Genomic DNA, 22540 nt, shown 5'->3' on the forward strand with positions numbered 1-22540 from the left:
ACCGCCACACGGCACCGATCATCGGCACCGCGGGACTCGAGAAGTTCCTGCTCAGCGACCCCGTACCGGACGCCTGGCCAGCGATCCCGTTACGGGACGCGCACAAGGGGCTCGGGTTCGCGACACTAGACCGGTGTCGAAGCAGAAGAAGATCCGGGAAGTGCTGCTCTCAGCTTGGGCCGGGAACGAGGCCGTCCGGATCTGGCGCGGCTCGAAGAGGGACGAGACGATCGAAGGGTTCGTCGTCGGAGTCGGTCGCCGATGGTCGCTCGTCGCACCGATGACGACCGGAGGCTTCTTCGACGGCTATGCCGCGGTCCTCCTGACCGACATCACTCGCGCGCGTCCCTACGACACGTGGGAGCACCGCTTCTCTCGAACACGGCCCGAGTGGCCGCCGCGGCCGCCGTCAGGGATGCCGGCGATCGATCTGGACAGCACCTCAGGCATGTTGGCGACCTTCCTCGAGCCGGGCGTCCTGCTCTCCATCGAACGCAGGAAGCCGCGGAACGTGCTCTGGGTGGGCGTGCCGAACGAGCTCACCCGGAACTGGTTCTACCTCTGGGAGGTCAACTCGAAAGCCGTGTGGGACCCTGCACCAAAGGGCTACAGACCTCGAACCATCACACTCGTCCGAACCGGCGACCGCTACCTCCAGGGACTAACCGTTGTCGCGGACCCTCCTCCGTCCGAGGATCTCCCCCACCACTGGACAGCCCGTTCGAAGACCGGGAGTCGGCAGCAGTGAAGTGGCCCGCTCAGCGATCCCATACGGGGCAGGGATCTTCGCACCGCTATGGCGGGCAGCGCCCCAGGCGAGCGAGGGCGTTCTGACGACGGCGGTCCCGGTGGGATGATCGGCGCATGGCGCCGATTTTGAGGGAAGTGCATCTCTGGCCGCACACGGGTCACCCGGATGTCCGATGGTCTCCACCGCGCCCCCCGGACGAATCGGGCTGGCCCCTGCTCGAGATGGACGCCATTCTTCGAGGGTCGAGGAAGATCTCCGAACCGCTCGGAGAACGCCTGGCGGAGCAGCGCATAGAGATGCCGCGGGCGAGCATCCGGCTTTTCCCAGGAGGAGCATCCGCGAGTACCGATCTCGAGGTCGAGATCTCTCGCTTCGTGATCGACGGTGAGAACTCGGTCCACTTCGCGGTACCGGCGGGATTCCACAACCTCGATGTGCGGGCGCGGGACGAACTGGTGCTGACGATGTGGACGGAGACGCTGCGAAGGCTGGTGAGCAACCATGGCGGCGATCCGGCCGCGGTGAGTCGAGCGACTGACGCTCTGAAAGGAATCGACTACGAGGAACCGCGTCGCGGGCCCTGGAAGCAGAACCCGGCTCGATCGCATCGCATGCGGCTGATCGGCGTACTCAAGGACGATGGCTACTTCCGTCTACGTGTCGAAGTCGAGCACCTGGACGGAGGTCGGCCGCCGGTGCTGTCCGAGACGATAGTCGGCGACTCCACCTTCTGGTCTTTCGATCGCGCTGCACGAGACCTGCGGTGGACGTCGAGCTCCTCCGTTGAAGGCGTATCGATTCCCGGCATCCTGCTCGGCGACCGAGGACGGTTCACCCTCGACGTCGCCACCGGTGCGGTCCACCTCAGCGGAGGATTCAAGACGCCGCTGCCGATCGAGTCGACCGGTCCCGCCGTCGGGGCGGGCTTCCGTTTCATCGAGCAGCCCGCTGACGACGTCTATGTCGGGTGGGGAGGAGGAGGCCCGGTGAACGATGTTCCCGCGGAATATCTCGCCGAGGTCGACCGGCTTGCTGACCGGCTCTGCTCACCCGAGTGGAAACGGTGGTGGCGCCTCGTCGGCGTGGACCACGTGAGTGGGTACGTCAACTACGAGCCGCCGCGCGAGACGCCGATCATCCGACTCGTGAACAAGACACTGACGATGATCGTCAGGCGTTCTGTCGCAACGATTCCCACCGGACCGGAAGCAGAACAGCTAGCTCGGCAAGACGTAGAAGCCGCCCTCACCCGTCTGGCCGCACGCAAGAACGTCGAGCTTCCTCCGCTCTGAACCAGCCGCGAGAGGCGCGCACACATCCCCACCTCAGCCGCCGAACACAGCTGGGCGCTGCAAGCACACCGCTACGGAAGACGTCGACCGCGACCGTCGCATCTCGTGACCGGTCAACCATCCCCCGTACGGGTACCTAGCCGCACAACACGGGGAGGCGTGGCTTGTTTCGTAGGCTGAGCGCATGAGGTCAGCACTTCGGAGCGCAGCCGGCGGCGCCGTCATGCTGATGGCCCTCGTCGGCGGTCTGGTCTCGCTCGGTGCCGGGTGGATCATCGATGGACGTGAGCCTCCAGCCGTTCAGTGCGAGAGCGGCCCGTACCCGCGAACAGGCGGACCGTTCCACGAAACGACCCGTATCACCGGATCGGTGACGATCTTGCCCCTCGGAGTGGATTGCACCTACGACGTCGACGGAGACGAGGTCGGCCCGCAGACTGTCCGGCACCCGAACATGCCCGCCACTGCAGGTTTCCTGGGCAGTGCGCTCACTTTCGCTGCTGGAGCAGCGCTCCTCGTCTTCCGGACCGGTCGGACAGAACCCGTCTCTGCCGACTGATGCGCTGACCGCGGCGACTCGCTCAGCCATCCCCTATTGGAACGGACGTGAGGACACGAGTACGGGCTTGGTGCGTGCGCCGACTACTCCCGACTGCGTGCCCGGTTCGCTCGGCGGGCGATGATGACCATACTGACGGTCGCCGCGACCACCACCACCGCGAAGGTCGCGGTGGGCATCGCCTTATCAACCGACCGCCCCACGTCGGCAACCCACAGAGCGATGATCGCCGCGAGAGCCCCCGCCATCATCAGACCATACGACCAGAGCTGCCGTCCCACACGTGCCGGGTGCTCAGGGATGCGCAGCAGCATCGTGACGCCGGCGGTAAGCAGGACAGCGCTGACCCCGCAGAGAACAGGCAAGAGGCTGTCGAGCATCGGTCTCCATCCGTTTCGCGTTGAGCCTACGGACAGCGCCACCGCCGCCGCCAGGTCTACCGCCGACCCGGCCTCGCTCCGGACGTGCGCCATCGGAGTGGTACTTCGCGCCGGATCGCCTGCGACATTCTGCGGCCGACGAGAATCCCAGGCGTGAGAATCAGAATCGACGGCGAGCATTACCTACTTCTGCGGAGCAGACTTTGGGCTGAGACCTCAGAGGTCATCGGGATTTACGACTGCGCCCAGCGCGCCCGGGAAGCGGCGCGAGAAGCATCGGACCCACCTCCCAGACCTGATCGGTGGGTTCTCGAGACGTGGAGCGGTGGCGAGCTGCGCAGCAGCGTCCGGCTCTGATGACGTTCGGGCGGTGCGCTGGTGGCTCTACTGTGGCGGTGCGGTCGAGAAGTGGGGACTTCGCTGACACCGCACGCGACAGACCGGCGGGGGGCCGCCGGTGTCGCCCTGCTCTCGGCCGCGACGCACAGCGCGGCCGGGAGCAGCACCTACCCGTTCTGCGGCGACGCTTCGTGTGGTTGGCGTGGAGCGATTGCACGGGGACGGCGGTCATACTTCCGCGGACGGGTGGGCTGCCGATCAGCGGCTGAACAAGGGCGAAGCTCTTCAGCCGCGCGCTAGGGCAACGGTTGTTTTAGGGTCTTGGGGGGTAGTGAATTGGTCACAGGACCTAGGCGATTTTGGCGGAATTATTCGCTCAGAGCGCAAATCACTATGGTGACTGTCTCGCTCCTTGCCCTCGCGCTCTTAGTGTCTGGTATCGGCACGATGGCGACGCTAAAACCCGAGCTTATCAAACAGCTCGATAGAGATTTGAGCACAAAAGCCCAGGAAGTCGTCAACTCTCTAAGTAGGAACGGCGTAGCCGAACTGAAAGACGAAAATAACACCTATGTAGGAGCTGTATACAATTCCTCTGGCAAGTTAGTCACTTCTAGCGTGACTAAAGCCTTAGATCCAGGTTTCCCAAAAACTTTTACAGTATCTCAGGCGTTGGAACTCGACGGGGAAGTGGGGCAACTATCCTATCTCGAAAGTTCGGGCGGATATCGCTTTGTTGTGTCCACGTACTCTCAGGGCAACCAAATTCAAACTTTGATTCTTTCGGTTTCGACTCAAAGCGTTGCAGAAGTTGTATCAGCTTACGTGACCATTTTTCTCGGTTTCAGTAGTGCGATCGTCGTGATCGGGGCGCTCCTCACCCGCCTGCTGGTCACCACGACGTTCGCCCCGCTGCGCGAGGTCGAGCAGACCGCCGCCGCCATCGCCGACGGCGACTTCAGCCAGCGTCTCAACGGCACCACCCCGAACACCGAGGTCGGGCGGCTCAACGGCTCCCTCAACGCGATGCTCGGACGGATCGACTCCGCCTTCCGCGACCGTGCGCGGACGATCGACCAGATGCGCCGTTTCGTCGGCGACGCTAGCCACGAGCTGCGCACGCCCCTCGTCTCGGTCCGCGGCTACGCCGAGCTCTACCGGATGGGAGCCCTGCAGACCCCCGAAGCCGTCGGGCAGGCGATGGAGCGCATCGAGAAGGAGGCGATCCGGATGGGCGGCCTGGTCGAGGACCTCCTCGAGCTCGCCCGCCTCGATGAGACGAAGCCTCTCGCACTTGCGCCCGTCGATCTGATGCCGCTCGCCCGCGACGCCGCGATGGACGCGATGGCCTCCTGGCCCGACCGCGACTTCGGCGTCGAGACCCGCGACGACACTCCCGTCGAGACTCCTGCACTGGAGCCCGACGAGGAGAGCGCCTCCTCCACCCAGACGATGGAGCTGTCGAACCCCGGCCTCACCGGACCGATCCTCGCCGCCGGCGCCCGCCTGGCGCGCTTCCGGCGCCGCCCGCGTCGCGTCAAGGCCGAGGAGATCGCCGCCGGCACCGCCGCCGCTCACGAGGAGCCCGGCGTCCCCGCCCTCGTCATGGCGGAGGAGAACAAGATCCGTCAGGTCCTTACCAACCTGATCGGCAACGCGGTCCGGTACACCCCCGAGGACACTCCGATCGAGATCGGGGTCGCCGTCGACCGCTCGCGCCGCGTGGCGTTCCTCGAGGTCATCGACCACGGCGAGGGCATCCCACCGCAGATCCGCGAGAAGATCTTCCAGCGCTTCTGGCGGGCCGACACCTCGCGCACCCGGGAGACCGGAGGGAGCGGCCTCGGACTGGCGATCGTCTCCTCCATCGTGAGCGCCCACAAGGGCCGCGTCGACGTCGTCGAGACCCTGGGAGGAGGCGCGACGTTCCGCGTCGCCCTGCCTCTCCTGGGTAGCGAGAAAGAGTGAGGTCGGTGTAGCTAAACAGTGAGGTCTGCGTCCGTCCCGGAGGCGTTGCTTATCCCTCGGGAAACGTTAGAAAAGGGCGCCCGAGATGCACCTCCGTTCGTAGGCTGAGCGCATGTGCGGTCGATTCGTCGTCAAGGACTCCACGGCGGCTCTACTGCCGGATCTCGTCTCGGCCGCCTTCGGGGGTCTGCGCCCGAACTACAACGTGGCGCCGACGAATCCGGTGACCGTCGTGCGTGAGCGCGACGGGGAGCGGTCGGCACCGATGGTGCATTGGGGGTTCGTGCCGGTGTGGGCGAAGGACTTCAAGAAGCAGCGGCCGCAGCCGATCAACGCACGGATCGAGACGGTCGCGAGCTCGCCCATGTTCCGGAAGGCGTTCGCGACCTCGCGGGTGCTGATCCCGGCGGCCGGCTACTACGAGTGGACGGTCACGGAGACGGGGAAGCAGCCGCACTTCATCTACGAGCCCGACGCGGCCCTCGCGATGGCGGGCATCGTCTCGGCGTGGCCGGACCCGTCGAAGGCGGAGGACGATCCGGAGAAGTGGCGGCTGTCGACGGCGATCATCACCCGCGACTCTCATGTGGCGCCGGGCGAGGTCCACGACCGGATGCCGGCGTGCATCACGCCGGACGGGTACGACGACTGGCTCGGCGGACGCCTCGACGTCGACGCTCTGATGCAGCTGCTCGACCGGGAGTCGTACGCGGTCGCGCACGAGCTCGAGCACTACGAGGTGTCCCGAGACGTGAACAGCGTCCGCAACAACGGACCCCACCTGCTCGACCCCCTCCCGCCAGCCGCGATCACGAAGTAATCGGGATGACTCTGGACCTGTGGGTGCTGCTGCTCCTTCTCTTCTTGAACTACCTGCCCTTCATCGCGGTCGGCTTCGTCGTCCTGTTCATGATCGTCGGTTTCATCGTTCTCGTGCGCCGCGAAGGGCGACGGCAGAGCGGGTAGGCGCGGCGGCGCGAGGATCGGGACGGCACATCGTGTCTAATTGTGCCGAGCGGTCGAGAAGTGGGGACTTCGCAGACGCCGCTCGCGACAGACCGGCACGGGGGTGTCGGTGTCGCCCTGCTCTCGGCCGCCGGACAAGCGCGGCCGAGAGCAGCACCCGCGCCGCCGTCATCGGCGGCGGCCAGCACGGGCGGACTAGTCGGGACTGATCGGCTGCTAGAACAGAGCGACCGTTCTTTCCCTCTGCTTTGGAGATACCCCTGATGGCACAGAAGCTGACTCTCATCGATGACCTCGACGGCACCCCGATCGAGGGCGACGGTGGAACCGTCCACTTCTCGATCGACGGCGCGAACTACGAAATCGATCTATCGGCCGAGAACGCCGACGAGCTGCGCGCCGTGCTCGAGAAGTACATTGACGCCGGCCGGCGCGTACGCCGAGACGGCAACACCGGCTCGGCGTCGCCCGCTCGATCGAAGGCCACCCCGGAGCGGTTGAAGGCGGTTCGGGAGTGGGCGGCGGATAACGGGCACGAGGTCTCCTCGCGCGGCCGCATCCCCGCCGATGTGCAGAAGGCGTACGATGACGCCCACTAGATCAGGGCTCCCGTCGACGCTTCGAGGAGCATTGGTCAGACGTCCGGTTGACCATCCCCTATCGGACGCCCGCTCAGCGATCACCTTCGAGACGTGATCCGCCCCGACCGGTGATGCGGTTCACTGTGGACATGAATCAACGTCGCCTCGTGGTCCTTGCTTGCGCAGCAGCGCTCGTGATCACAGCAGGAGGTGCAGCTGCCCTCCTGCTGACCGCGCAGAGCTCGCTACCACCCGCCGGCTCCGCGCGCTCCACGCTCACGGCTCTCGAGCCGGGCGTTCTGACCGGGGATGTCGAAGCGATCCGTGCTGCCGCTGGCGCGACGTCGGAGGAACAGGCTTCCGGGATCCTCGATTCCTGTGCTGACGTATCAGCGACGGATACGCAGTTCGACGTGTTCGATGAGCTCGTGCCGACCTCTGCCCACGCTTACCTCGCCGGCGCATCCCGCTCTGGAGCCGCCGCGCGCAGTGCGTGCGAAGTGTGGATCAGCTGGGATGGCGAAGCATGGGTCGCCAGCTCGAAGCACACCACCGCATCTCCGACACCTCTCCCCACGAGCTGACCGGACCTGCCGCGCTGCGGGAGACGGAACAAGCACCGGCGCCTCAAGCGACCGGTGAACGACCCCCTTGCGGAACGGGCGCGATGGGCCGGATGTGCCGACTGAACGACACTGGGTATTGCCAGGCCTTGCGACACAAGGCATAGTGTCGGCATGGCGACCGACACCGAGAAGATCCTCACGAACCTCCGAAAAGGGGTTCTGGAGTTCTGCGTCCTCGCAGCAATCTCCGGCGAGCCGAAGTACGGGCGAGACCTCGCCCACGCGCTCAGCGAGCAAGGGATGCTCGCCGGCGAAGGCACCCTCTACCCCCTGCTCTCACGCCTCCGCGATACGGGCTTCGTGTCGACCGAGCTGACCGAGTCGAGCCAGGGACGACAGAGGCGCTACTACTCCCTCGCTCCCGCGGGTCGCGCCCGGCTCGAGGAGTTCCGCTCGGCCTGGGCGCCGTTCCGGACCACCGTCGACACCCTCTTGGAGAAGCACTGATGACCACGACACGTACCCCCGACACTCGTCGCACCTACCAGGCCCAGTTGCGGCGCGAGCTGGCCGTGCTGCCGCGGCGATCACGCCGCAACCTCCTCCGAGAGGCCTCCGATCACGCTGCCGACATGGCCGACGGTCCCGAAATCGACAGCTCCTTCGGCGATCCCGTCATGATCGCTCGGACCGCGCTGGAACAGCAGGACACGAATGCTCGACGCCCGAGCCGACCCAGCCCACTCATGTCCTCCAAGGTCCTACAACTCGTCGCCGCTGTCCTCGCAAGCCCATTTGCCGTGTTCGCCATGATCGACCTCTTCGCCCGAGACTTCTCCGCCGACTCATTCAGCGACTCCAGCTCGGGTCTGGTGCGGATCCTGCTGTGGGCTTTTCTCGCGCTGCCGCCCCTCTTCGCTCGGTGGACGACGTGGTGGAGGACCTCGGTCGCCTGCACGACGCTGTACGCCTGCTACCTCACAATCGCTCTGGTCATCTTCCTCGGAGGATGGAACGTGCCGAGCGCCGGGGTCGTCTTCCTTATCAACGGACCGCTCGCGATCAGTCTCGCGTTCGCGCTCGCACTCTCGCTCATCGCTCTCCTCCGAGCGCCCAAGGCTCTCCGCCTCCGCTGACCACCTAGGGGTCAAGGCGCTCGGCACCCGCTCAACGGACCTGACGCGATGAACGATCCCCGACCGGACACCCGAGCCGGGCGGGAGAGGAAAACGCCGTCGACGGCTCATAGATCGGCTCACTCGGATCGATCTGTCGAGGGTAGATTCGCCGGATGATGACGACTCGGACCGGCCGCTCCACCCTCGCTTTGCTGCTCTCCCTTCCCGAGTTTGCGCTCGTCGGTTGCGCCGGTTCGACGACGGGGGCTCCGGCGTCGACATCGGATGCCGCACCGGCGTCGAGCGCGACCGCCACTCCGACGTCGACCGCCTCGACTACTCCCACGCCGACCGCGACTGCGCAGGGGGAAGCGGCCGGTCCGGTGTGGCCAGAGGACCCATGCCAGGACACGCAGCTCACGGCCACGGTGGAGGACCGGCCCGAGCTTTCCGGGGCGGGCCAGGAAGGGTTTGCGATCGTGCTCACGAACGCCTCGGATCAGGCGTGCTCGTTCTTCGGGTGGCCGGGCGTTCTGATGCTCGGCGCCGATGGCACGCAGCTCACCAGTGCCGGCACGTCGGGTGCGGAAGCGTTCCCGGGGGCTCTTGCTCCGGGTGAGTCGGCGCAGGCGGAGGGCCAGCTCTCGGCGGTCGGCGCGTACGACTGCACGCCGACGACCGCAACGACTGTCCGGGTGCTCATCACCTCAGACGGCGCCGGCCCAGGAATCGGCACTCCGGCCAATTTTGAGGTCTGCGGCGGGGACGGTCGCAGTGACTTCACGACCGGGCCGCTCACGCCGGCGTCCTGACTCTTCAAAGAAACGAGTGGGACGTCGCATACCCTGGGCCTGTGGGGACATTCTCGAAGGCCCGAAGCACCATCGCACTGGCAGCGTGCTTGATCGCCATCACGGGATGTACACCTCAGCCGATACCGCCGGCTCCGGTGCCGTCAACGGACGACAGCTCCGAGTCAGCGCTAACCGGTGATCTTGGCGTGGCAACGTTCGCGGGGAGCGATGGGACGGCCGGCACCGTCCGTTTAAGTGCTGCCGATGGTCGGCTTGCTCTTGCGTCAGACGAGCTCGAGATTCCCGCCGCGACAGCATCTTCCTCCGGTTTCGTCGCGATCATGGCGGCCCTGGATCCCGTCGATGCAGGTGCCACCTGTTTCGACGTCGATTTCCCGATGTATCTCGCGGATGCGGAGTCAGGGAAGCCCTACAAAGCGTGGCGGAACCTCGCAGATGTCCACGGCGACCCGACAGCGATCGATCAGCTCGTCATCACCACCCAGCATCAGAGCGAGCTCGACTGCGCGACGAAGATCATTGCTGTCGCTGACGTCCAATGGAGCGTGAAGCCTCAACGTAGCGATCTCGTCGCCCAGGACGCCGGCCCACGTGCAGCAGCGCGCGGCGAGACGACGTCGACGGACGGAGTGCCGACGTCGTACATGGTCGCTCGCAACGACCTCGCAGAGGACGTCGCGGCACGATTCGGCATGACGGCCGATGACCTGTTCTACCTCAACCCGTTCCGCTTCCCTTCTGACGAGATTCTGCGTGTCGGTGAGGAGCTGAACCTCTCTGTCGCTGCGCGGTGACCTCCACGCGGGGCACTCGATGCCGCGCGTGACGTTTCGACTCTTGGTCAATCTGGTGGAGCGCAGTGCATGATGTCCCGATGAACGTTGGAGAGTTCCCGCGGCCAGATGGAATGATGCCCATCGTCTTCGCCCCTCTTGGGCCCATCGTGGGAGTCATGTCCTCCATCTACATGTGGGACCCGAGGGAGACGTGCGAAACCCGCGGGGGACGCAGCCTGAGCGGAGAGAAGCTCCTCTGGAATAGGCTGCTCGGATGGTTCAGTAACTAAGGCGGCGGGTAACTAGCATGACAACTTCTTTCTTCATGGCCATACTTCTGCCATTTTTTATCTGGGTACTCTGGCTAGCGATAGTTCGCAGGAAGGACGGTGGAACTCTTCCTTCTCGCCTCGCATGGGCACTAGCAAGCGGCATCGGAATTCTAGTCATGTTTGGAACGGCAACATCCAAATTTGCGGAACCAGCCACAGATAGGAATATCCTCACGAGCGACATGTCCTTTGCTCGTCTGGATGGATACTTTTTAATCGCTGGCGCAGTAGTTTCCACCCTTGTTCTGCTGGTTCTTTTCTTTGCATCAGGTGAAGGAGGGGGCGATGCTCATACGCAACCTGAAAAGTCACGGAAAACCGAAGCAGACGCTTCTCGTAAGCTGGGGGACGACTGGTAAAATCACCTGCGAGCTTCGTCCGACTACGTGAGGTGATGGCTTTCTGAGCCACAACCGCTTCGTAGGCTGACTAGGTACGGCGACTGGCCGAAAGATGACAGCCAATCGCGTCGAGTTCCTCTTCGGCGCACTGCTCACCGGCGTCCTCGTAACCGCTTGGGGATACCAACTGACGATCGGAACAGCGGCGATCGCCTTCACGGCAGCCGACCTCATCGTCCTGCTCTCCCCCTTGCGCGACGCCCGCCACGAGGACCCGGACATCGTGCCCGGGCACGATCAGGACGCGATGAACGGGACGCCCCACTAAGCGATCCCCTATCGGACGCTCACTAGACCAGCTCCGTCGGGACGACGCGAGCGCTAGTCTCCTCGCCGTGATCATTGATCTAAAGCCCGGCGACGCGCGGTGGGCGACCGCCCTTCCCGTCCTCCGCGAGCTGCGCCCCCATCTCACTGACGAACTGCTCGAGCTGGTACTGCGAGAAGGCGCGCCCCAAGGTCTCCGCTTCACCGCTCTACTGCAAGACGATCGCTGCGTGGCTGTCGCCGGCTGGCGAGTAGTCGTCAACACGAGCGCCATCAGGAAGCTCTACATCGATGACCTGTCCACCGCCGCCGCCGAGCGATCCCACGGCCACGGCGCGGCACTCCTAACCGCGCTGGCGGAGCGCGGTCGGGAACTGGGGTGCAGCGCGATCGAGCTCGACTCCGGCGTGCAACGCTTCGAGGCACATCGCTTCTACCTGCGCGAACGGATGGACATCACCGCCCATCACTTCGCTCGACGGCTCGACCAGTAAGAGCAACGTGCGTCCTCCCCGCACCGTTCGGTAGAGGATCGCTCAGCGGAACGCCGGCGCGGGGAAGAGCGTGGCCGGATCCAGATCGCCGGCGGCGCACTGGGTCCCCCGGAGGAGCTTCAATCGGAAGTGTTAGTGGTCCGGTTTGTCGCTGAAGTGCTCGCGGTCGCTGATGTAATCGATCCGGGTTGCATCGAAAATATCGCTTCCTAAGCGGTCCGCCCCTCTTCTTGTCGAGAGCGTTACCGGATATTGCACAAGTCTCGGCGTGCTGTTTGTGAAGAATGAACAGAACAACATCCGCAAAGGTGAAGTATCCCCGGGAAGGAAGTTTGACCCGCCAGATATGAAGCCCGCGTAGGGCGATTCACTAAAGAAGAGAATTGATTCTCGGGCCAGAGTATGAGAGCGAAACCAGGAGCGTATTACGACAGAGTTTTGACTCACATAGACTCCGAACAGTCTTGCCCGCACCGCTAAAACAATAGTGACTAGAAGTGCGCACAGAACAATTACATCTGTAAGCGACCAGTTCCAATTCGGCCCGACTATTCCGAGAAAAGCGGCGAATATAACCGGGTTAACGATCCATGCAATCACTCGAGCCCCATTGCCCGACTTCGGAATTCTTCTCGAAAACAACTTATCATCCTTCGTCATTTGTGCCCTATCAATAATTTCTCCTCAACTCGGAATAGTAAAAAAAGCTAACTCCAAATTGTGCAGTTGTTTCCTCACCCTGCGAGGTCTCAGCCTCGCCGTGCCGGCAGGCGTGAAGCCTGCTCCCTGGGCCGACCGGCGGTGGGCTTAGCGCGTTCCGTACGGGAATCCGTCATCGCGACGAGGGCCGGGTCGCAGGTCACCGAAGTCGTCGGACCAGATTCACGACGAGTAACACCGCGTCTGCGGCCATGCCTGCCGAGCGCCGATCGCCGTTCCGGCGGTGCTTCGTGGCCTGCGCGAGCTCGATGGCCGCACGAACGACTTTGCGCAGCTCGGCGTTCTCGGACCCAGGTAGTTCGACTTCGACCACTCGACCAAGGCGGGTCTTCGTGCTGGGGATCGGCGGCTCATCGACGCCAGGCTCACCGTGCCGTGCGTGCTCGTAGGAGGCCGCGGAAAGCGCTTCGAGGGCGGCCACCGCGTCGTTCCCGACGTTCGAGTAGTCCTGCTCCGTCCGAGCCGCCCGGAAGTGTCGCCGCATCTCGTTCAATTCCTCATCGACGCGCTGCCATCCGGTGGCCTTTCGCGGCGAAATGGGATCGGCCAGTGCGCCGGCGAGCGAGTCGGTCTCACGCTCGTCGAGCATCTCGTGGAGTGCGCCGAACTGCTCATTGAGCATGCTGCGCCTGGCCTGCCAGCTGCCGTACCCATCGTTCGCCTGCCAATACTTGCGGAACGTCTCGAAGTCACGGAACGGCGGATCGAAGGTGTCGATGCCAAGGCGCGCGAGGACCGCCTTCAACGCGCGGACGAGTAAGCGTGAGTCGTCATTGCTGAGCGGTGAGCCATGGGTGCCGTGGGCCTCGTACTCTTCGTGCACGACCCGGGCGAGAGGCACCGAGATCTCCACATCGCCGTGCTCCGGATTCGGTCCGCGCAGGAGCCCCTCGAGGAGATTCACGTCGAGCGCGGACTGCTGAGTCACCTCCGAGCCCCAAGCGTTCGATACCACCTCCTGTCCAGAGAGGTAAAAATCCCACGTACGCATGCGCCCACCCTAGCCAGCGGCACCCCGCCCGCTGATCGACCTAGACGAGCGTTCCATCTGTCGCAAGTTCGGGCGTCGGGTGGTGTCCGAAAGAGGATCGGTCAGAGGTGCGCGATCAGTGACGTCGGCCAGACCTTGTCGATCCGTCGGCATCAGGCACCTGCTCCGCGGCGTCGTCTTCAGCGGACGGGTAGCCGAAGAAGTATCCACGCAGATGCTCGAAACCCTTTGCGGGTCGGCCCTGTCGCTTCCGGCGAGACTCGAACCCAAATATCTCGTTGAGTTGGTGACCGAGGCTGGCTGCGAGGCAGACGAGGAGCAGAACCCACCAGGTCGACTTAAAGATCGGCTCGTCGTAGCCGAACGTGAGGAGGATGATGCCGATGAAGGTTGCGAGGCATACCAACAGGTACAGCACGATCAGTGCGAGCCAGAGGTTCTGACGCTTCGTTCGCTGCATGGAGCAACCCTAAGTCAGTCCTCTCGCGCGGGCGAGGTCGGCCTAGTAGCCGTCCCGTATGGGGATCCCCATACGGGACGGAAGAATCTGGCTTGTCTACCCCAAGCACCGGTCACGGCGACGTTGGCTAGTTGAGGTTCGTCAGGTGTTGGAGGGTCGCTCGTCCCAGACGCCGGCGTAGGGCGTGATCGTCTGCATGAAGTCTTCACTGCCTCGCGCGGGACTGCCGTGGTTCAGAACTAGTGTCGCCTCGTCTCGCAGCATCGGATCCCCTTCCGGGTACGGGGCGTCATCGGTGCAGCTCGCCGGAGTCGAAACCACGTCAAGCACGTCGCCGACAGCTGCGTCGCCAGCGAAGATTTCCGTGACGGTCGCTCGATGAAGCGCTGCCCGCTCTCCGTGCATCATCACGGTCGTCGGAGTGGATTCGAGCTCGGCCCGTACGACGAGTTGACCGTTCGCCGCGGCGGCATCGACAGATTCGAACGGCACCCAGTCCGCGCACGCGGTCTGACTGTTCTCCGCCGCGAAGGTGGGTCCGGCGCCGGGCGCACCAGTGGCTGCACAGCCCACTAGGGCGCACGCGAGCACAAGTGCCCCTGTGGCATGAAGGACTGGCGCTCTCATTGATCCCCTTTGGACAGTCGGAGCCTGGCAAGAACAGCTGAGAGACACCCCGACCACCTGGGTCTCAGTACAACTGCCGACCTCGACACTTGACGGAAGATAGCTATATTCCTATTCTTCGAGCATGCCACGACGTAAGCAGGGAGCCGTGCTCCCCCTCGAGCTCCAGCTCCTCGAGACCCTCATCGAGGCGCGTGAAGCGAGCCACGGTTTCGCGTTGGCGTCCGCGCTTTCTGCGGAGGACCATCGAGCGCTGACCGCCCACGGAACGCTGTACAAGGCGTTGGCGAGGTTGCAGGAGCGCGGGCTGGTCACGTCGACGTGGGAGGACAAGGCGGAGGCGAACGCGCAGGGTCGCCCACCGCGGCGCCTGTACGAGGTGACGGGCGAGGGACGTGCCGTCGCACATGCTGAACGCTCGCGGATCGAGGCGCAGTCCACTGGTCTCGCAGCGCTTCTCGCGGGGGGTCCCCAGTGAGCACGCCGTCGAGGACCCCGGTGCACCGCTGGAACGTCCTCGTGCTCGCCTGGTGCCGCTGGTACACGCAGGATCTGGCACCGGAGGTCGCGGCGATGCGCCGCGACGAGATCGCGTCAGACCTGCACGAGCACGCGGTCTGGGCCGACGCGCGCGGTCAACGACCCGCGCGCACCGCACGGCAGATCGGTTCCCGCACGCTGCGTGGTGTCGGATCGGACCTGATGTGGCGCCGGGCACGACTGCGAAACGGGAACCCCGAAAGCCTGTTCACGGCGAGGCTCCGCTCAGCGTCGGCCGCGCTGTGGGCGCTCGTGCTCGCGATCGTGCTCACGTCGACCGCTGTCGGCGGGTGGGCGAGCGTCCGGGTTGCAGGCGGCAGTCTGATCCCTACGTCGACGTCGGCGCCGCTGTATGCGGCAACGGTTCTCGCTGCGGCCGCATCTCTGCTGCTCTTGCATCAGCGCACGCGGACAGCCGGGGCGCTGCTCGGCGCAGTTGCTGTCGCGGTGCTGCCCACAGTGGTGATCAACGCTCTCTGGTTCGTCAGCGCGTCCGTGACCGTGCTCCGCACGATGCCGTATCTCGACCTGGGCCTCCTCGCCCTGGGTAACACGCTGGGCCTGGTTCTGCTCGCGGCGGTCCTCTGCTGGTCGATCAGACGACCGCGCACTGTCGGAGCGAGCTCGTGACCGGCACGAGGCTCCGCGGTCGCACACGATTCCGCTTAGCTGTGGGGCTCGGGGCAACGGGCCTGTTGCTCGCTGTCGGCGTCGGAAGCGCACTCGCGGTCGGCGCGACGACGACGCTGCACCAGTACGACGCCGACTTCGGATCAGCGCTGGCCGCGAGCACCGCGATCGCGGAGGCACCTGCACCGTCTGCCGCGGCGACGCCGACACCCTCGCTCTCGGCGACGCCGGCAGCGGGCGCGGAACCGTCGCGAGCTGACGGGACAACGACTGAGCGCACCATGCCCACCCTCGCGCCCGATGGTCACCGCTACGACCAGTGGGGCGTGCGCCTGTATGACAAGAACGACACTGCCGAGGACATCACCTACCCGGCGAGCATCGTCGGAGACGAACTCACCAACGCCCGGACCTGGGTCGACACGCAGCTGCTCACCGCCACCTGCATGGCCGACGCCGGTCACGACTTCTACTTCAAGCTCTGGTGGGAACTCTCCCCCAAGGATCCAGGAGCCGCATCGATCACCCCAGAGGACACCGAAGCGTGGACAGCCCTCTACGGCCCCGACGCGAAGTCGGCAGGCCCCTACGACTGGACCGAAGCCGGCTGCGGCGGCTGGGCCGTTCACACCATGGGCAATGACCACGCGAACTGACGCCAGCGAGGCGTCTAAGAGCGAGAGAGAAGCACGCGGCGCCGTCACCGACCGGGCTCACGCAACTCCGCGGATCGCTCCCGAGGGGGCTACTCGGTGACGTGGGAGCAGTGGACGCTCTCGCTGGGCGCGATACCGCTGTCCCTCGCCGCGATCAGGATCATGCTCTGGAACCTCGGACGCAGAGAAAGAGTGAGCAGTGCCCTGCACGCTTTCGGCCTCGGCGCCTCCGCCCTCTGCGTCGTCCTCGCGATCATCTGGCAGATCCACGCGAACAACCCCGACTGGCGACCACCGCGCAACGACGAGGACGCCGTCGGAGGTCTCATCCTCTGGACGCTCTACTGGAACGCCTTCTGGGGCGTCGTCACTGCCGCATCGATCCGCGCGATCGACAAACTGATCATCAAAGGCGTTCTCACAGGGGGGTAGCGGTTGCCTGCAACGGCACGAGCTGCCGGCATCCCGTAGCGGGATCCCCATACGGAACGCTCCCGGCACCTTGGTGCGGTTGGACGGTCGAGGAAATCACTGCTCATCTGCTCAGGGGCGTCAGAATGGCGAAATGATCGACGTCGACCTGGCACTGAGCCGCTTCGTAAGCGGAGTCGACGCAGAGGGGCTCCGCGCCCTGGGCGTCGTCATACGGGTCGGTGATCAGCAGAGACAACACCGCTGGCGCAACGACGACCGCACGAACATCTACTCGGTCTCCAAGGGCGTGTCGGTCCTGGCCGCTGGACTCGCCTTCGATGAGGAACTGCTGACCCCTGCCTCGCGGGTCGGACAGCTGCTACCAGCCGCCTCCCTCGGAGCGGACGTCGACGGAGTGACGATCGAGCACCTGCTGTCGATGACCAGCGGTATCGACTTCCCGTGGTTCGAGAGCGACCCCTGGCCGGAAGCCGACCTCGCACACGCCATGCTCAGCAAGCCTTCCCGCGGGCCCGGCCTCGTCTTCCAGTACTCCGACGCCAGCACGTACGTCGCGATGCGGATGCTGGGCGCGATCGTCGGCGACGTCCGAGACTGGCTGATCCCCAGGCTGTTCACACCGCTGGGCATCGACGATCCCGAGTGGCACCGATGCCCGCACGGATGGATCATCGCCGGCAGCGGCCTCGAGCTGCGAACGGAGGAGTCAGCCAGCGTCGGCCAGCTCCTCCGCGACCGCGGGATGTGGAACGGCCGACAGTTGATCAGTGCACAACGGATCGACCGCATGCACAGTTCGTGGATCGATACGGGCGGCCCCGCTCCGTTCACGCGCTACGGCTTAGCGGGCTGGGACGGACCGCGTGACTGCTGGCGACTCGACGGTGCACGAGGACAGTACGTCGTTGTAGACGCTGCACGCGACGCCGTCATCACCATCACCGCCGACGAGCCAGAACGCGACCACCGGCTCGCTGAACTCGCCGCGGACGCCCTACTCGGATAACAACGCCGGAGGGGCATAGGCACCCAGCGACTCCCTACAAGATCACCGTTTCGGTGGACGATCCCCATACGGGATGTCCTGCTCCGGGCGGGTTCCGCTTCATCGTCGCGGTGCCATTTCTTCGGTAGAGGCGATCCGCTCGCCGGAGATGTCAACCTGGACCGGCGCGGTGCTGTCGAGACCTTCGGGTGCATCGAGCACGAAGCTCCACAGCGCGGCGTCCTCCTGACATCCGGCGGGGTCGACCTGCTGCTTCGTCTCGATCAGCAGGCGGTCCGGGGCCAGGACTTCAATCGTGACGGGGACGACCGGGCAGTTCCCACTTCCCGTGAGGGTCAGCTCAAAGCCATCTCCGTCATCGAGCCAGCGGACTCGACTCGCCTCGAATGCCTCGACACCACCTCGATAGAAGGAGCGATACACCGCCCCTTCTGGAGCTGGCTCACTCGACCCCAGCCCCGGTAGCCTCTGCGGCTCGGCACGTGCGCAGCCGAGCATCAGCAACCCGATCCCACAGATCCCGACCACTATCACTGCACGCCCTCGCATGCGCGACAGCCTAAGCGGCTCGTCCGATCGCAGGAGCGGTCCAGGATCGCAGAGCTATCCCCGACCGCACTCGCTCTCCGCGGTGGAGCCGCTGCGTCAGGATGCGTCTGTGACCGCCCCCCGTACGGGACGGCCGCGCTCCGCTTCCGGGGCTCGACTACCGGCGCCGAAACGCTCCATACAGTGCGCCGAGGACGATCAGGCTGCCGATCCCGACGAGTACCCAGGTACGGGGATCCTCGTTGACGCTGGTGCACACGCCTGGCGAGTTCACGTACTCCACGCAGCTACCCGAACGGTCACCGGCGAGAAGGACCACAGCGACGAGAGCAACCAACGCGATCGCGAGCCACCACCACCGAACGCGACGCCGAACCAATGCACCCATGACCAGACCGTACGACGACAGTGGTTCATCGAGGAGGCGGCCAGGTCTCGATAGTTCATCGATGTGGCCTGCCGCTCGCCTCTGCCGGCGGAGGCGCCCGGTGCCAGAAGGTGGCAGGAGCGTTTAAGTACCCCTGAGCTGTCCCCACCCGAAGACGCTCTCCGCGATGAAGTCTTGAAGATCGCTCTGCACGGCCAGAGCGAGGACGAACACGGAGACGCCGCTCTGAAGCTCTCGCGATGAGCCCGTCTCCCCGAGGACTACCCACTGCGCGACGACGCTGCCGTCCTCGAGGCGATCCGCAGGACTCAGAGGAGAACCGTCCGGCCACTCTGCGGCCGCACGAAGTGCAGCCGAAGTGACGAGCGTTCGTCCTCGTGCAGCATCGCCTCGAACACGGGAACGAGCACCAGTCGAAGCTCCTCGATCGTCGTCACCGCACACCAGGGCTGTCGACGTAGACGTTCTCGCCGAGCGGCGTCCACGTCTCTTCGACTCCCCCGCCGTCCGGGACGACGTGGACCGTGTCGCGGCCGATCGCGCTGTCGAACCCGCCGGCCCCGCAGCTCTGGCCCCATGTGTCCTCGTCAGCGAAGCTCGTCAGGCACGTCGTCTCCGGATCGCTCGTGCGCGCCAGGAACAGCGATCGGTCTCCGACTCGGCCGACGAGCCGGGAACTGGTCTCGTCCATCTCGGACCAGGAGGCACGCGGGGGCAGCGTCGGGAACGTATCGGCCTCGGTCGCCGCCCGGTCGAGGTCCGCGAAAGTGAGCGGCGGCCGCTCGGCGGTGGCGAAGCACCCGCTCAGCGAGGCCGCGCCCGCGGCAACGATGGCCGTGATGGCGAGGGTTCGAGCGGTCACCCTTGCGATGCTGCGCGGTCGACTTGTCCAGGTCACGAGGTCAGCCTAGGAAGCGCGGGACCAGGGCGCGCCCTTTCCGGAAACTAGGGTGAGGGGATGTTCCCCGAGCTCGGCACCGCGTTCCTCGCGGGCGCGCTCGCTCTCCTCTCCCCCTGTGCCGCACCGATCCTCCCCGGCATCGTCGGCGCGCTCACCTCGACAGGGGACGGACGGGCTCGACCGTCTCGACAGGTGTGGTCGATCCTCGCGTTCGCGGTCGGTGCCGCGCTCGTGCTGATCGGATCCGTGGCGCTGCTGCTCGCGTTCGGCGCGAACGTGAACCTCGCCCGGCCGCCGTACACGTTCATCGCCGGCGGACTACTCATCGCCGCCGGCCTCTACTCCCTCGGCGTCCTCCGGATCCCCTGGATGGTACCCCTGCCTCGGCCCGTCCCTCGCCATCGCCTACGGCCTCGCCTCCAACATCGACACCGTGGGACTCGGCGTCGCGCTGGGGTTCGTCTACTTCCTCGGCATGCTCACTCCATTGTTCCTGCTCGGACTCGTCCTCGCCCGCGCAGCACGCTCACGCCGCTGGATACGCCGCATCGGCGCCTACGCCAACAAGGCCGTCGCCGTGCTCCTCATCGCGATCGGCGTCCTCGTCATCACCGGACTCTGGAACTCCGTGTCGCTGTGGATCGTGGACAACTCAAGCTGGTTTCCCACCCTCTGACCTTCGGGTGGGAAGTGTCGCACTGGGCGATCCCCAAACGGAACGGATGAATTTGCGTCGCGCGTAACGCTGCGGAGCCGGCCGGACACTACTAGGTATGGACGCGACGAAGAGCGGTGACGCTGAGACGTGGGAGCGAGGCTCCTCCGGGGATGGCGCGGCGTTCGCGCTGATCTTTGATCAGCATCGTGCCCGCGTCTTTAGGCATGCGTACCGGCTCCTGGTCGACGCCGACGATGCCGAGGACGCGACAGCGATCGCGTTCCTCGAGCTCTGGCGTCGACGCGCGTCGGTGCGGCTCATAGACGGCTCGGTTCTGCCGTGGCTGCTGGTCACCACGACCAACGCCGCCCGGAACCTCACCCGTAGCCGCCTCCGTTACCGCGCCCTTCTCGACGCGCTCCCCCACGGTGAGCATCACCGTTCAGCCGAGGACGTCGCCCTGAGCGACGAACTCGAAGACCGGCGCCTCGCCGCGGCGCTGGGACAGCTGTCACCGACCAATCTGCACCTGGTCACGCTCGTGATGATCGAGGGCTACAGCCCCACCGACGCCGCGCCCGTGCTCGGGCTCAGCGCCGGCACGACCCGGACGAAGCTGCATCGCGCTCGGGCCGCACTGCGCGAACATCTCGGACACCCCACGCTCGACCTCTACCTCCAGTCGACGCTAGGAGAAACGTCATGACCGCCCCGCAGATGAGCGACGACTTCGCCGGCGCCTTCCGAACCGCACTTATCGACCACATCGACACTCCCGCCCGCTTGCGATCCACGCGGCGCCGGTGGTGGCTCGGCGGAGGAGTCACAGCCCTCGCCCTGTTCGCCGGCACCGCGACCGCCGCCGCCACCGGGCTCCTTCCCTTGCCCGGAGCGACGGACATCACCACGATCACCGCCACCGCCACCGGCACCTTCACCGGCACCGATTCGCTTGAGCTCGGCGCCGCTCCCGAGGACGCGGACGGCGTCGTCCTCTCGCTGCGCTGCCTCACCCCGGGCCGATTCGGCTTCCCGGACGGGTCGAGCCTTCGCTGCTCCTCGACCGACTTCGGAACGGGGACCGAACCGGGCATCGCACCTTCGCTCTTCACCCTGTCGAACGTCATCGACGGCAGCGTGCAGATCACCACATCGCCGGATGCGCGCTGGTCGATGACCGCCACCTACGCAACAGCAACAACCACCGACTGGGCGACCAACGAGGAGGGGCTGACCTACGGCGTCATCAACGAGAACGGCGAACCAGACCTCATCGCTGTCACCGCCGACGACGGCGAACAAGGGTACGTGCACCGGAGTGACCTCGAGGACGCGGACGGCACCACCGCGCAACGCTCCTTCACCACCCCAGCAGACGCCCTCGAATCGCAGGAACAGAACGAGGGGATCACGCACCCCATCCCCGTCTACGCCACAGACGGGACTACCCGACTCGGTGACTTCACCGTCGGCTGACTCACCGCGTCGACTGATTCGGCGAACCATCCCCATACGGGACGCCGATCGCTTGATCGCAACCCGAGACCTGATACCTGACACCCGGGGCCCGAGGCGCGAGGCGCATCATCGCGCGACGGGCCTCGAGTGGAAATCCATGCCGCCCGGTTCGAAACTATTGAGCCTTCGCGATCAGGCGTCAGCCCCCACGGCGCCCTACGGTCAGATCAGGGATCGTCGGGTTGGAATCGCGACGCGGAGCATCAGCACCCCACTGACCGCGAGGAAGCCGGCGCCGATGAGCCCGAATCCTGGCGGCTCGTCGGCCGAGCTGTATCCACCGTTGATCATCGGCGTGAAAACCATGTCGAAGAGCAGACTCGACGCCAGCACCGCGACGAGCGCAAGACCGGCCGTGACGATGCGCCGCTCCGCGGCAATGCTTCCGACGACGACAACGAGAGCGACCAGGACCTCCGCGATCCAGACCCAGAACGGTAAGAAGAATGCGGGCGCCGGCGCCTCGTACTGCAGATAGTTGCACGCAGCGCTCTCGTATCCGTCAGACCAGCAGGGGCCCCAGAAGGTGGCAGCACCGATCCCCTGCACCGCCGCGTGAATCAACAACAGGACCCCCGCCGCCGCCGCGAGAACGCTCAGGAGGATCGACGCGCCCTTCCGACTCAACCGAGGGGCGGTCTTCGTGATCGACATGGCGCCGAGACTAGAAGCGCCCGGTGAACAACCGGGGACAGGACCGACGTTGCTTCCGCGCCGGCGCGACCGGTGAACGATCCCCATATGGGACGCGACGCTTGGAACGTCGAGGAGGATGGCTGTTATGCCAGTCGTCTTCGATGGAACCGTGTGGACGCACTACTCCCAGCTGCAACTCACAACCGGCGCTGCGTCGGTT

28 protein-coding genes and 1 pseudogene are annotated in these 22540 nt (G+C 65.4%); 21 read left to right on the forward strand and 8 right to left on the reverse strand.

Annotated features, from left to right (window positions below):
* The first annotated feature begins 133 nt into the window (after window positions 1-133).
* Both C5C57_RS14705 and C5C57_RS14710 read left to right on the forward strand, forming a co-directional pair.
* A complete protein-coding gene (locus C5C57_RS14705) occupies window positions 134-748 on the forward strand; it encodes a hypothetical protein (RefSeq protein WP_146082441.1) in 615 nt (204 codons plus the stop codon).
* A gap of 224 nt (window positions 749-972) precedes the next feature.
* The gene (locus tag C5C57_RS14710; RefSeq protein WP_104297777.1) at window positions 973-2043 is read left to right on the forward strand and encodes a hypothetical protein; all 1071 of its coding nucleotides are present in this window, start codon (window positions 973-975) and stop codon (window positions 2041-2043) included.
* Window positions 2044-2685: 642 nt separating this feature from the next.
* Here the strand turns inward: C5C57_RS14710 and C5C57_RS14715 are convergent.
* On the reverse strand, window positions 2686-2982 hold the full coding sequence (locus tag C5C57_RS14715) for a hypothetical protein (RefSeq protein WP_104297778.1): 297 nt from the start codon (window positions 2980-2982) through the stop codon (window positions 2686-2688).
* 732 nt (window positions 2983-3714) lie between these two features.
* On the opposite strand from C5C57_RS14715, the gene C5C57_RS14720 reads away from it, so the two are divergent.
* The 11 genes from C5C57_RS14720 (at window position 3715) to C5C57_RS14760 (ending at window position 11605) form a co-directional block, all read left to right on the forward strand.
* Window positions 3715-5289, forward strand: a complete 1575-nt coding sequence (locus C5C57_RS14720; RefSeq protein ID WP_104297779.1) for a HAMP domain-containing sensor histidine kinase — start codon at window positions 3715-3717, stop codon at window positions 5287-5289.
* 112 nt (window positions 5290-5401) lie between these two features.
* Window positions 5402-6109: an SOS response-associated peptidase gene (locus C5C57_RS14725; RefSeq protein WP_104297780.1), complete on the forward strand. Its 708-nt coding sequence runs from the start codon at window positions 5402-5404 to the stop codon at window positions 6107-6109.
* A 5-nt stretch (window positions 6110-6114) separates the two neighbouring features.
* Window positions 6115-6255 (forward strand): hypothetical protein, encoded by a 141-nt coding sequence (locus tag C5C57_RS18205; protein ID WP_181069227.1) that lies wholly within the window; start codon window positions 6115-6117, stop codon window positions 6253-6255.
* A 263-nt stretch (window positions 6256-6518) separates the two neighbouring features.
* Window positions 6519-6854, forward strand: coding sequence for an Lsr2 family protein (locus C5C57_RS14730; RefSeq protein WP_104297781.1), 336 nt, complete (start codon window positions 6519-6521; stop codon window positions 6852-6854).
* Window positions 6855-6985: 131 nt separating this feature from the next.
* Window positions 6986-7420, forward strand: coding sequence for a hypothetical protein (locus C5C57_RS17825; RefSeq protein ID WP_146082442.1), 435 nt, complete (start codon window positions 6986-6988; stop codon window positions 7418-7420).
* Window positions 7421-7573: 153 nt separating this feature from the next.
* Window positions 7574-7909 (forward strand): PadR family transcriptional regulator, encoded by a 336-nt coding sequence (locus tag C5C57_RS14735; protein ID WP_104297782.1) that lies wholly within the window; start codon window positions 7574-7576, stop codon window positions 7907-7909.
* Window positions 7909-8538 (forward strand): hypothetical protein, encoded by a 630-nt coding sequence (locus C5C57_RS14740; protein WP_104297783.1) that lies wholly within the window; start codon window positions 7909-7911, stop codon window positions 8536-8538. Before C5C57_RS14735 ends, C5C57_RS14740 begins: the two co-directional genes overlap by 1 nt.
* Window positions 8539-8693: 155 nt before the next feature.
* The gene (locus tag C5C57_RS14745) at window positions 8694-9332 is read left to right on the forward strand and encodes a DUF4232 domain-containing protein (RefSeq protein ID WP_104297784.1); all 639 of its coding nucleotides are present in this window, start codon (window positions 8694-8696) and stop codon (window positions 9330-9332) included.
* A gap of 188 nt (window positions 9333-9520) precedes the next feature.
* On the forward strand, window positions 9521-10129 hold the full coding sequence (locus C5C57_RS14750) for a hypothetical protein (RefSeq protein WP_104288532.1): 609 nt from the start codon (window positions 9521-9523) through the stop codon (window positions 10127-10129).
* Between the two features lie 767 nt (window positions 10130-10896).
* Window positions 10897-11112: a hypothetical protein gene (locus C5C57_RS14755; RefSeq protein WP_104288531.1), complete on the forward strand. Its 216-nt coding sequence runs from the start codon at window positions 10897-10899 to the stop codon at window positions 11110-11112.
* Window positions 11113-11179: 67 nt separating this feature from the next.
* Window positions 11180-11605: a GNAT family N-acetyltransferase gene (locus C5C57_RS14760; RefSeq protein WP_104250070.1), complete on the forward strand. Its 426-nt coding sequence runs from the start codon at window positions 11180-11182 to the stop codon at window positions 11603-11605.
* An 859-nt stretch (window positions 11606-12464) separates the two neighbouring features.
* On the opposite strand, the gene C5C57_RS14765 is transcribed toward C5C57_RS14760, so the two are convergent.
* The 3 genes from C5C57_RS14765 to C5C57_RS14775 form a co-directional block, all read right to left on the reverse strand.
* Window positions 12465-13316 carry a hypothetical protein gene (locus C5C57_RS14765; protein WP_146082443.1) on the reverse strand — a complete coding sequence of 284 codons (852 nt, stop codon included), beginning with the start codon at window positions 13314-13316 and terminating at the stop codon, window positions 12465-12467.
* 115 nt (window positions 13317-13431) lie between these two features.
* Window positions 13432-13776 (reverse strand): hypothetical protein, encoded by a 345-nt coding sequence (locus tag C5C57_RS14770; protein WP_104297786.1) that lies wholly within the window; start codon window positions 13774-13776, stop codon window positions 13432-13434.
* Window positions 13777-13917: 141 nt separating this feature from the next.
* On the reverse strand, window positions 13918-14268 hold the full coding sequence (locus C5C57_RS14775; protein ID WP_104297787.1) for a hypothetical protein: 351 nt from the start codon (window positions 14266-14268) through the stop codon (window positions 13918-13920).
* 259 nt (window positions 14269-14527) lie between these two features.
* Here C5C57_RS14775 and C5C57_RS14780 point away from each other — a divergent pair, with 259 nt between their 5' ends.
* From C5C57_RS14780 to C5C57_RS14800, 5 genes are all read left to right on the forward strand, one after another.
* Window positions 14528-14881, forward strand: coding sequence for a PadR family transcriptional regulator (locus C5C57_RS14780; protein ID WP_104297788.1), 354 nt, complete (start codon window positions 14528-14530; stop codon window positions 14879-14881).
* A gap of 20 nt (window positions 14882-14901) precedes the next feature.
* Window positions 14902-15573, forward strand: a complete 672-nt coding sequence (locus C5C57_RS14785) for a hypothetical protein (RefSeq protein ID WP_104297789.1) — start codon at window positions 14902-14904, stop codon at window positions 15571-15573.
* Complete coding sequence (locus tag C5C57_RS14790; protein WP_146082444.1) at window positions 15570-16229, forward strand: hypothetical protein; 660 nt, start codon at window positions 15570-15572, stop codon at window positions 16227-16229. Before C5C57_RS14785 ends, C5C57_RS14790 begins: the two co-directional genes overlap by 4 nt.
* 96 nt (window positions 16230-16325) lie before the next feature.
* Window positions 16326-16661: a hypothetical protein gene (locus tag C5C57_RS14795; protein ID WP_104297791.1), complete on the forward strand. Its 336-nt coding sequence runs from the start codon at window positions 16326-16328 to the stop codon at window positions 16659-16661.
* A gap of 133 nt (window positions 16662-16794) precedes the next feature.
* Entirely contained in the window at window positions 16795-17670 is an 876-nt protein-coding gene (locus C5C57_RS14800; RefSeq protein WP_104297792.1) for a serine hydrolase, read from the forward strand.
* 99 nt (window positions 17671-17769) lie between these two features.
* On the opposite strand, the gene C5C57_RS14805 is transcribed toward C5C57_RS14800, so the two are convergent.
* From C5C57_RS14805 to C5C57_RS14810, 3 genes are all read right to left on the reverse strand, one after another.
* On the reverse strand, window positions 17770-18093 hold the full coding sequence (locus C5C57_RS14805) for a hypothetical protein (RefSeq protein ID WP_104288855.1): 324 nt from the start codon (window positions 18091-18093) through the stop codon (window positions 17770-17772).
* 822 nt (window positions 18094-18915) lie between these two features.
* Window positions 18916-19044 carry a hypothetical protein gene (locus tag C5C57_RS18540; RefSeq protein ID WP_258072756.1) on the reverse strand — a complete coding sequence of 43 codons (129 nt, stop codon included), beginning with the start codon at window positions 19042-19044 and terminating at the stop codon, window positions 18916-18918.
* A complete protein-coding gene (locus C5C57_RS14810) occupies window positions 19041-19469 on the reverse strand; it encodes a hypothetical protein (RefSeq protein WP_104297794.1) in 429 nt (142 codons plus the stop codon). Before C5C57_RS14810 ends, C5C57_RS18540 begins: the two co-directional genes overlap by 4 nt.
* A 96-nt stretch (window positions 19470-19565) precedes the next feature.
* Here C5C57_RS14810 and C5C57_RS14815 point away from each other — a divergent pair.
* The 3 genes and pseudogenes from C5C57_RS14815 to C5C57_RS14825 all read left to right on the forward strand — a co-directional run bounded on the left by C5C57_RS14815 (window position 19566) and on the right by C5C57_RS14825 (window position 21642).
* Window positions 19566-20184 (forward strand): annotated as a pseudogene (locus tag C5C57_RS14815) (cytochrome c biogenesis CcdA family protein).
* 97 nt (window positions 20185-20281) lie between these two features.
* Window positions 20282-20872 (forward strand): RNA polymerase sigma factor, encoded by a 591-nt coding sequence (locus C5C57_RS14820; RefSeq protein WP_104297796.1) that lies wholly within the window; start codon window positions 20282-20284, stop codon window positions 20870-20872.
* Window positions 20869-21642, forward strand: coding sequence for a hypothetical protein (locus C5C57_RS14825; protein ID WP_104297797.1), 774 nt, complete (start codon window positions 20869-20871; stop codon window positions 21640-21642). Before C5C57_RS14820 ends, C5C57_RS14825 begins: the two co-directional genes overlap by 4 nt.
* Window positions 21643-21846: 204 nt before the next feature.
* Here the strand turns inward: C5C57_RS14825 and C5C57_RS14830 are convergent, their stop codons facing one another.
* Window positions 21847-22338, reverse strand: a complete 492-nt coding sequence (locus tag C5C57_RS14830) for a hypothetical protein (RefSeq protein WP_104281136.1) — start codon at window positions 22336-22338, stop codon at window positions 21847-21849.
* Window positions 22339-22540 lie beyond the last annotated feature (202 nt).

Origin of the sequence: Rathayibacter sp. AY1C5, from assembly GCF_002931705.1 — a bacterium.
GTDB lineage: Bacteria > Actinomycetota > Actinomycetes > Actinomycetales > Microbacteriaceae > Rathayibacter.

Excerpts from the sequence above, each read along its gene's own strand:
- C5C57_RS14710 (WP_104297777.1), top strand. The coding sequence starts at position 973 with ATGGACGCCATTCTTCGAGGGTCGAGGAAGATCTCCGAACCGCTCGGA.
- C5C57_RS14715 (WP_104297778.1), bottom strand. The coding sequence starts at position 2,982 with ATGCTCGACAGCCTCTTGCCTGTTCTCTGCGGGGTCAGCGCTGTCCTG.
- C5C57_RS14720 (WP_104297779.1), top strand. The coding sequence starts at position 3,715 with ATGGTGACTGTCTCGCTCCTTGCCCTCGCGCTCTTAGTGTCTGGTATC.
- C5C57_RS14725 (WP_104297780.1), top strand. The coding sequence starts at position 5,402 with ATGTGCGGTCGATTCGTCGTCAAGGACTCCACGGCGGCTCTACTGCCG.
- C5C57_RS18205 (WP_181069227.1), top strand. The coding sequence starts at position 6,115 with ATGACTCTGGACCTGTGGGTGCTGCTGCTCCTTCTCTTCTTGAACTAC.
- C5C57_RS14730 (WP_104297781.1), top strand. The coding sequence starts at position 6,519 with ATGGCACAGAAGCTGACTCTCATCGATGACCTCGACGGCACCCCGATC.
- C5C57_RS17825 (WP_146082442.1), top strand. The coding sequence starts at position 6,986 with ATGAATCAACGTCGCCTCGTGGTCCTTGCTTGCGCAGCAGCGCTCGTG.
- C5C57_RS14735 (WP_104297782.1), top strand. The coding sequence starts at position 7,574 with ATGGCGACCGACACCGAGAAGATCCTCACGAACCTCCGAAAAGGGGTT.
- C5C57_RS14740 (WP_104297783.1), top strand. The coding sequence starts at position 7,909 with ATGACCACGACACGTACCCCCGACACTCGTCGCACCTACCAGGCCCAG.
- C5C57_RS14745 (WP_104297784.1), top strand. The coding sequence starts at position 8,694 with ATGATGACGACTCGGACCGGCCGCTCCACCCTCGCTTTGCTGCTCTCC.
- C5C57_RS14755 (WP_104288531.1), top strand. The coding sequence starts at position 10,897 with ATGACAGCCAATCGCGTCGAGTTCCTCTTCGGCGCACTGCTCACCGGC.
- C5C57_RS14765 (WP_146082443.1), bottom strand. The coding sequence starts at position 13,316 with ATGCGTACGTGGGATTTTTACCTCTCTGGACAGGAGGTGGTATCGAAC.
- C5C57_RS14770 (WP_104297786.1), bottom strand. The coding sequence starts at position 13,776 with ATGCAGCGAACGAAGCGTCAGAACCTCTGGCTCGCACTGATCGTGCTG.
- C5C57_RS14780 (WP_104297788.1), top strand. The coding sequence starts at position 14,528 with ATGCCACGACGTAAGCAGGGAGCCGTGCTCCCCCTCGAGCTCCAGCTC.
- C5C57_RS14800 (WP_104297792.1), top strand. The coding sequence starts at position 16,795 with ATGATCGACGTCGACCTGGCACTGAGCCGCTTCGTAAGCGGAGTCGAC.
- C5C57_RS14820 (WP_104297796.1), top strand. The coding sequence starts at position 20,282 with ATGGACGCGACGAAGAGCGGTGACGCTGAGACGTGGGAGCGAGGCTCC.
- C5C57_RS14825 (WP_104297797.1), top strand. The coding sequence starts at position 20,869 with ATGACCGCCCCGCAGATGAGCGACGACTTCGCCGGCGCCTTCCGAACC.
- C5C57_RS14830 (WP_104281136.1), bottom strand. The coding sequence starts at position 22,338 with ATGTCGATCACGAAGACCGCCCCTCGGTTGAGTCGGAAGGGCGCGTCG.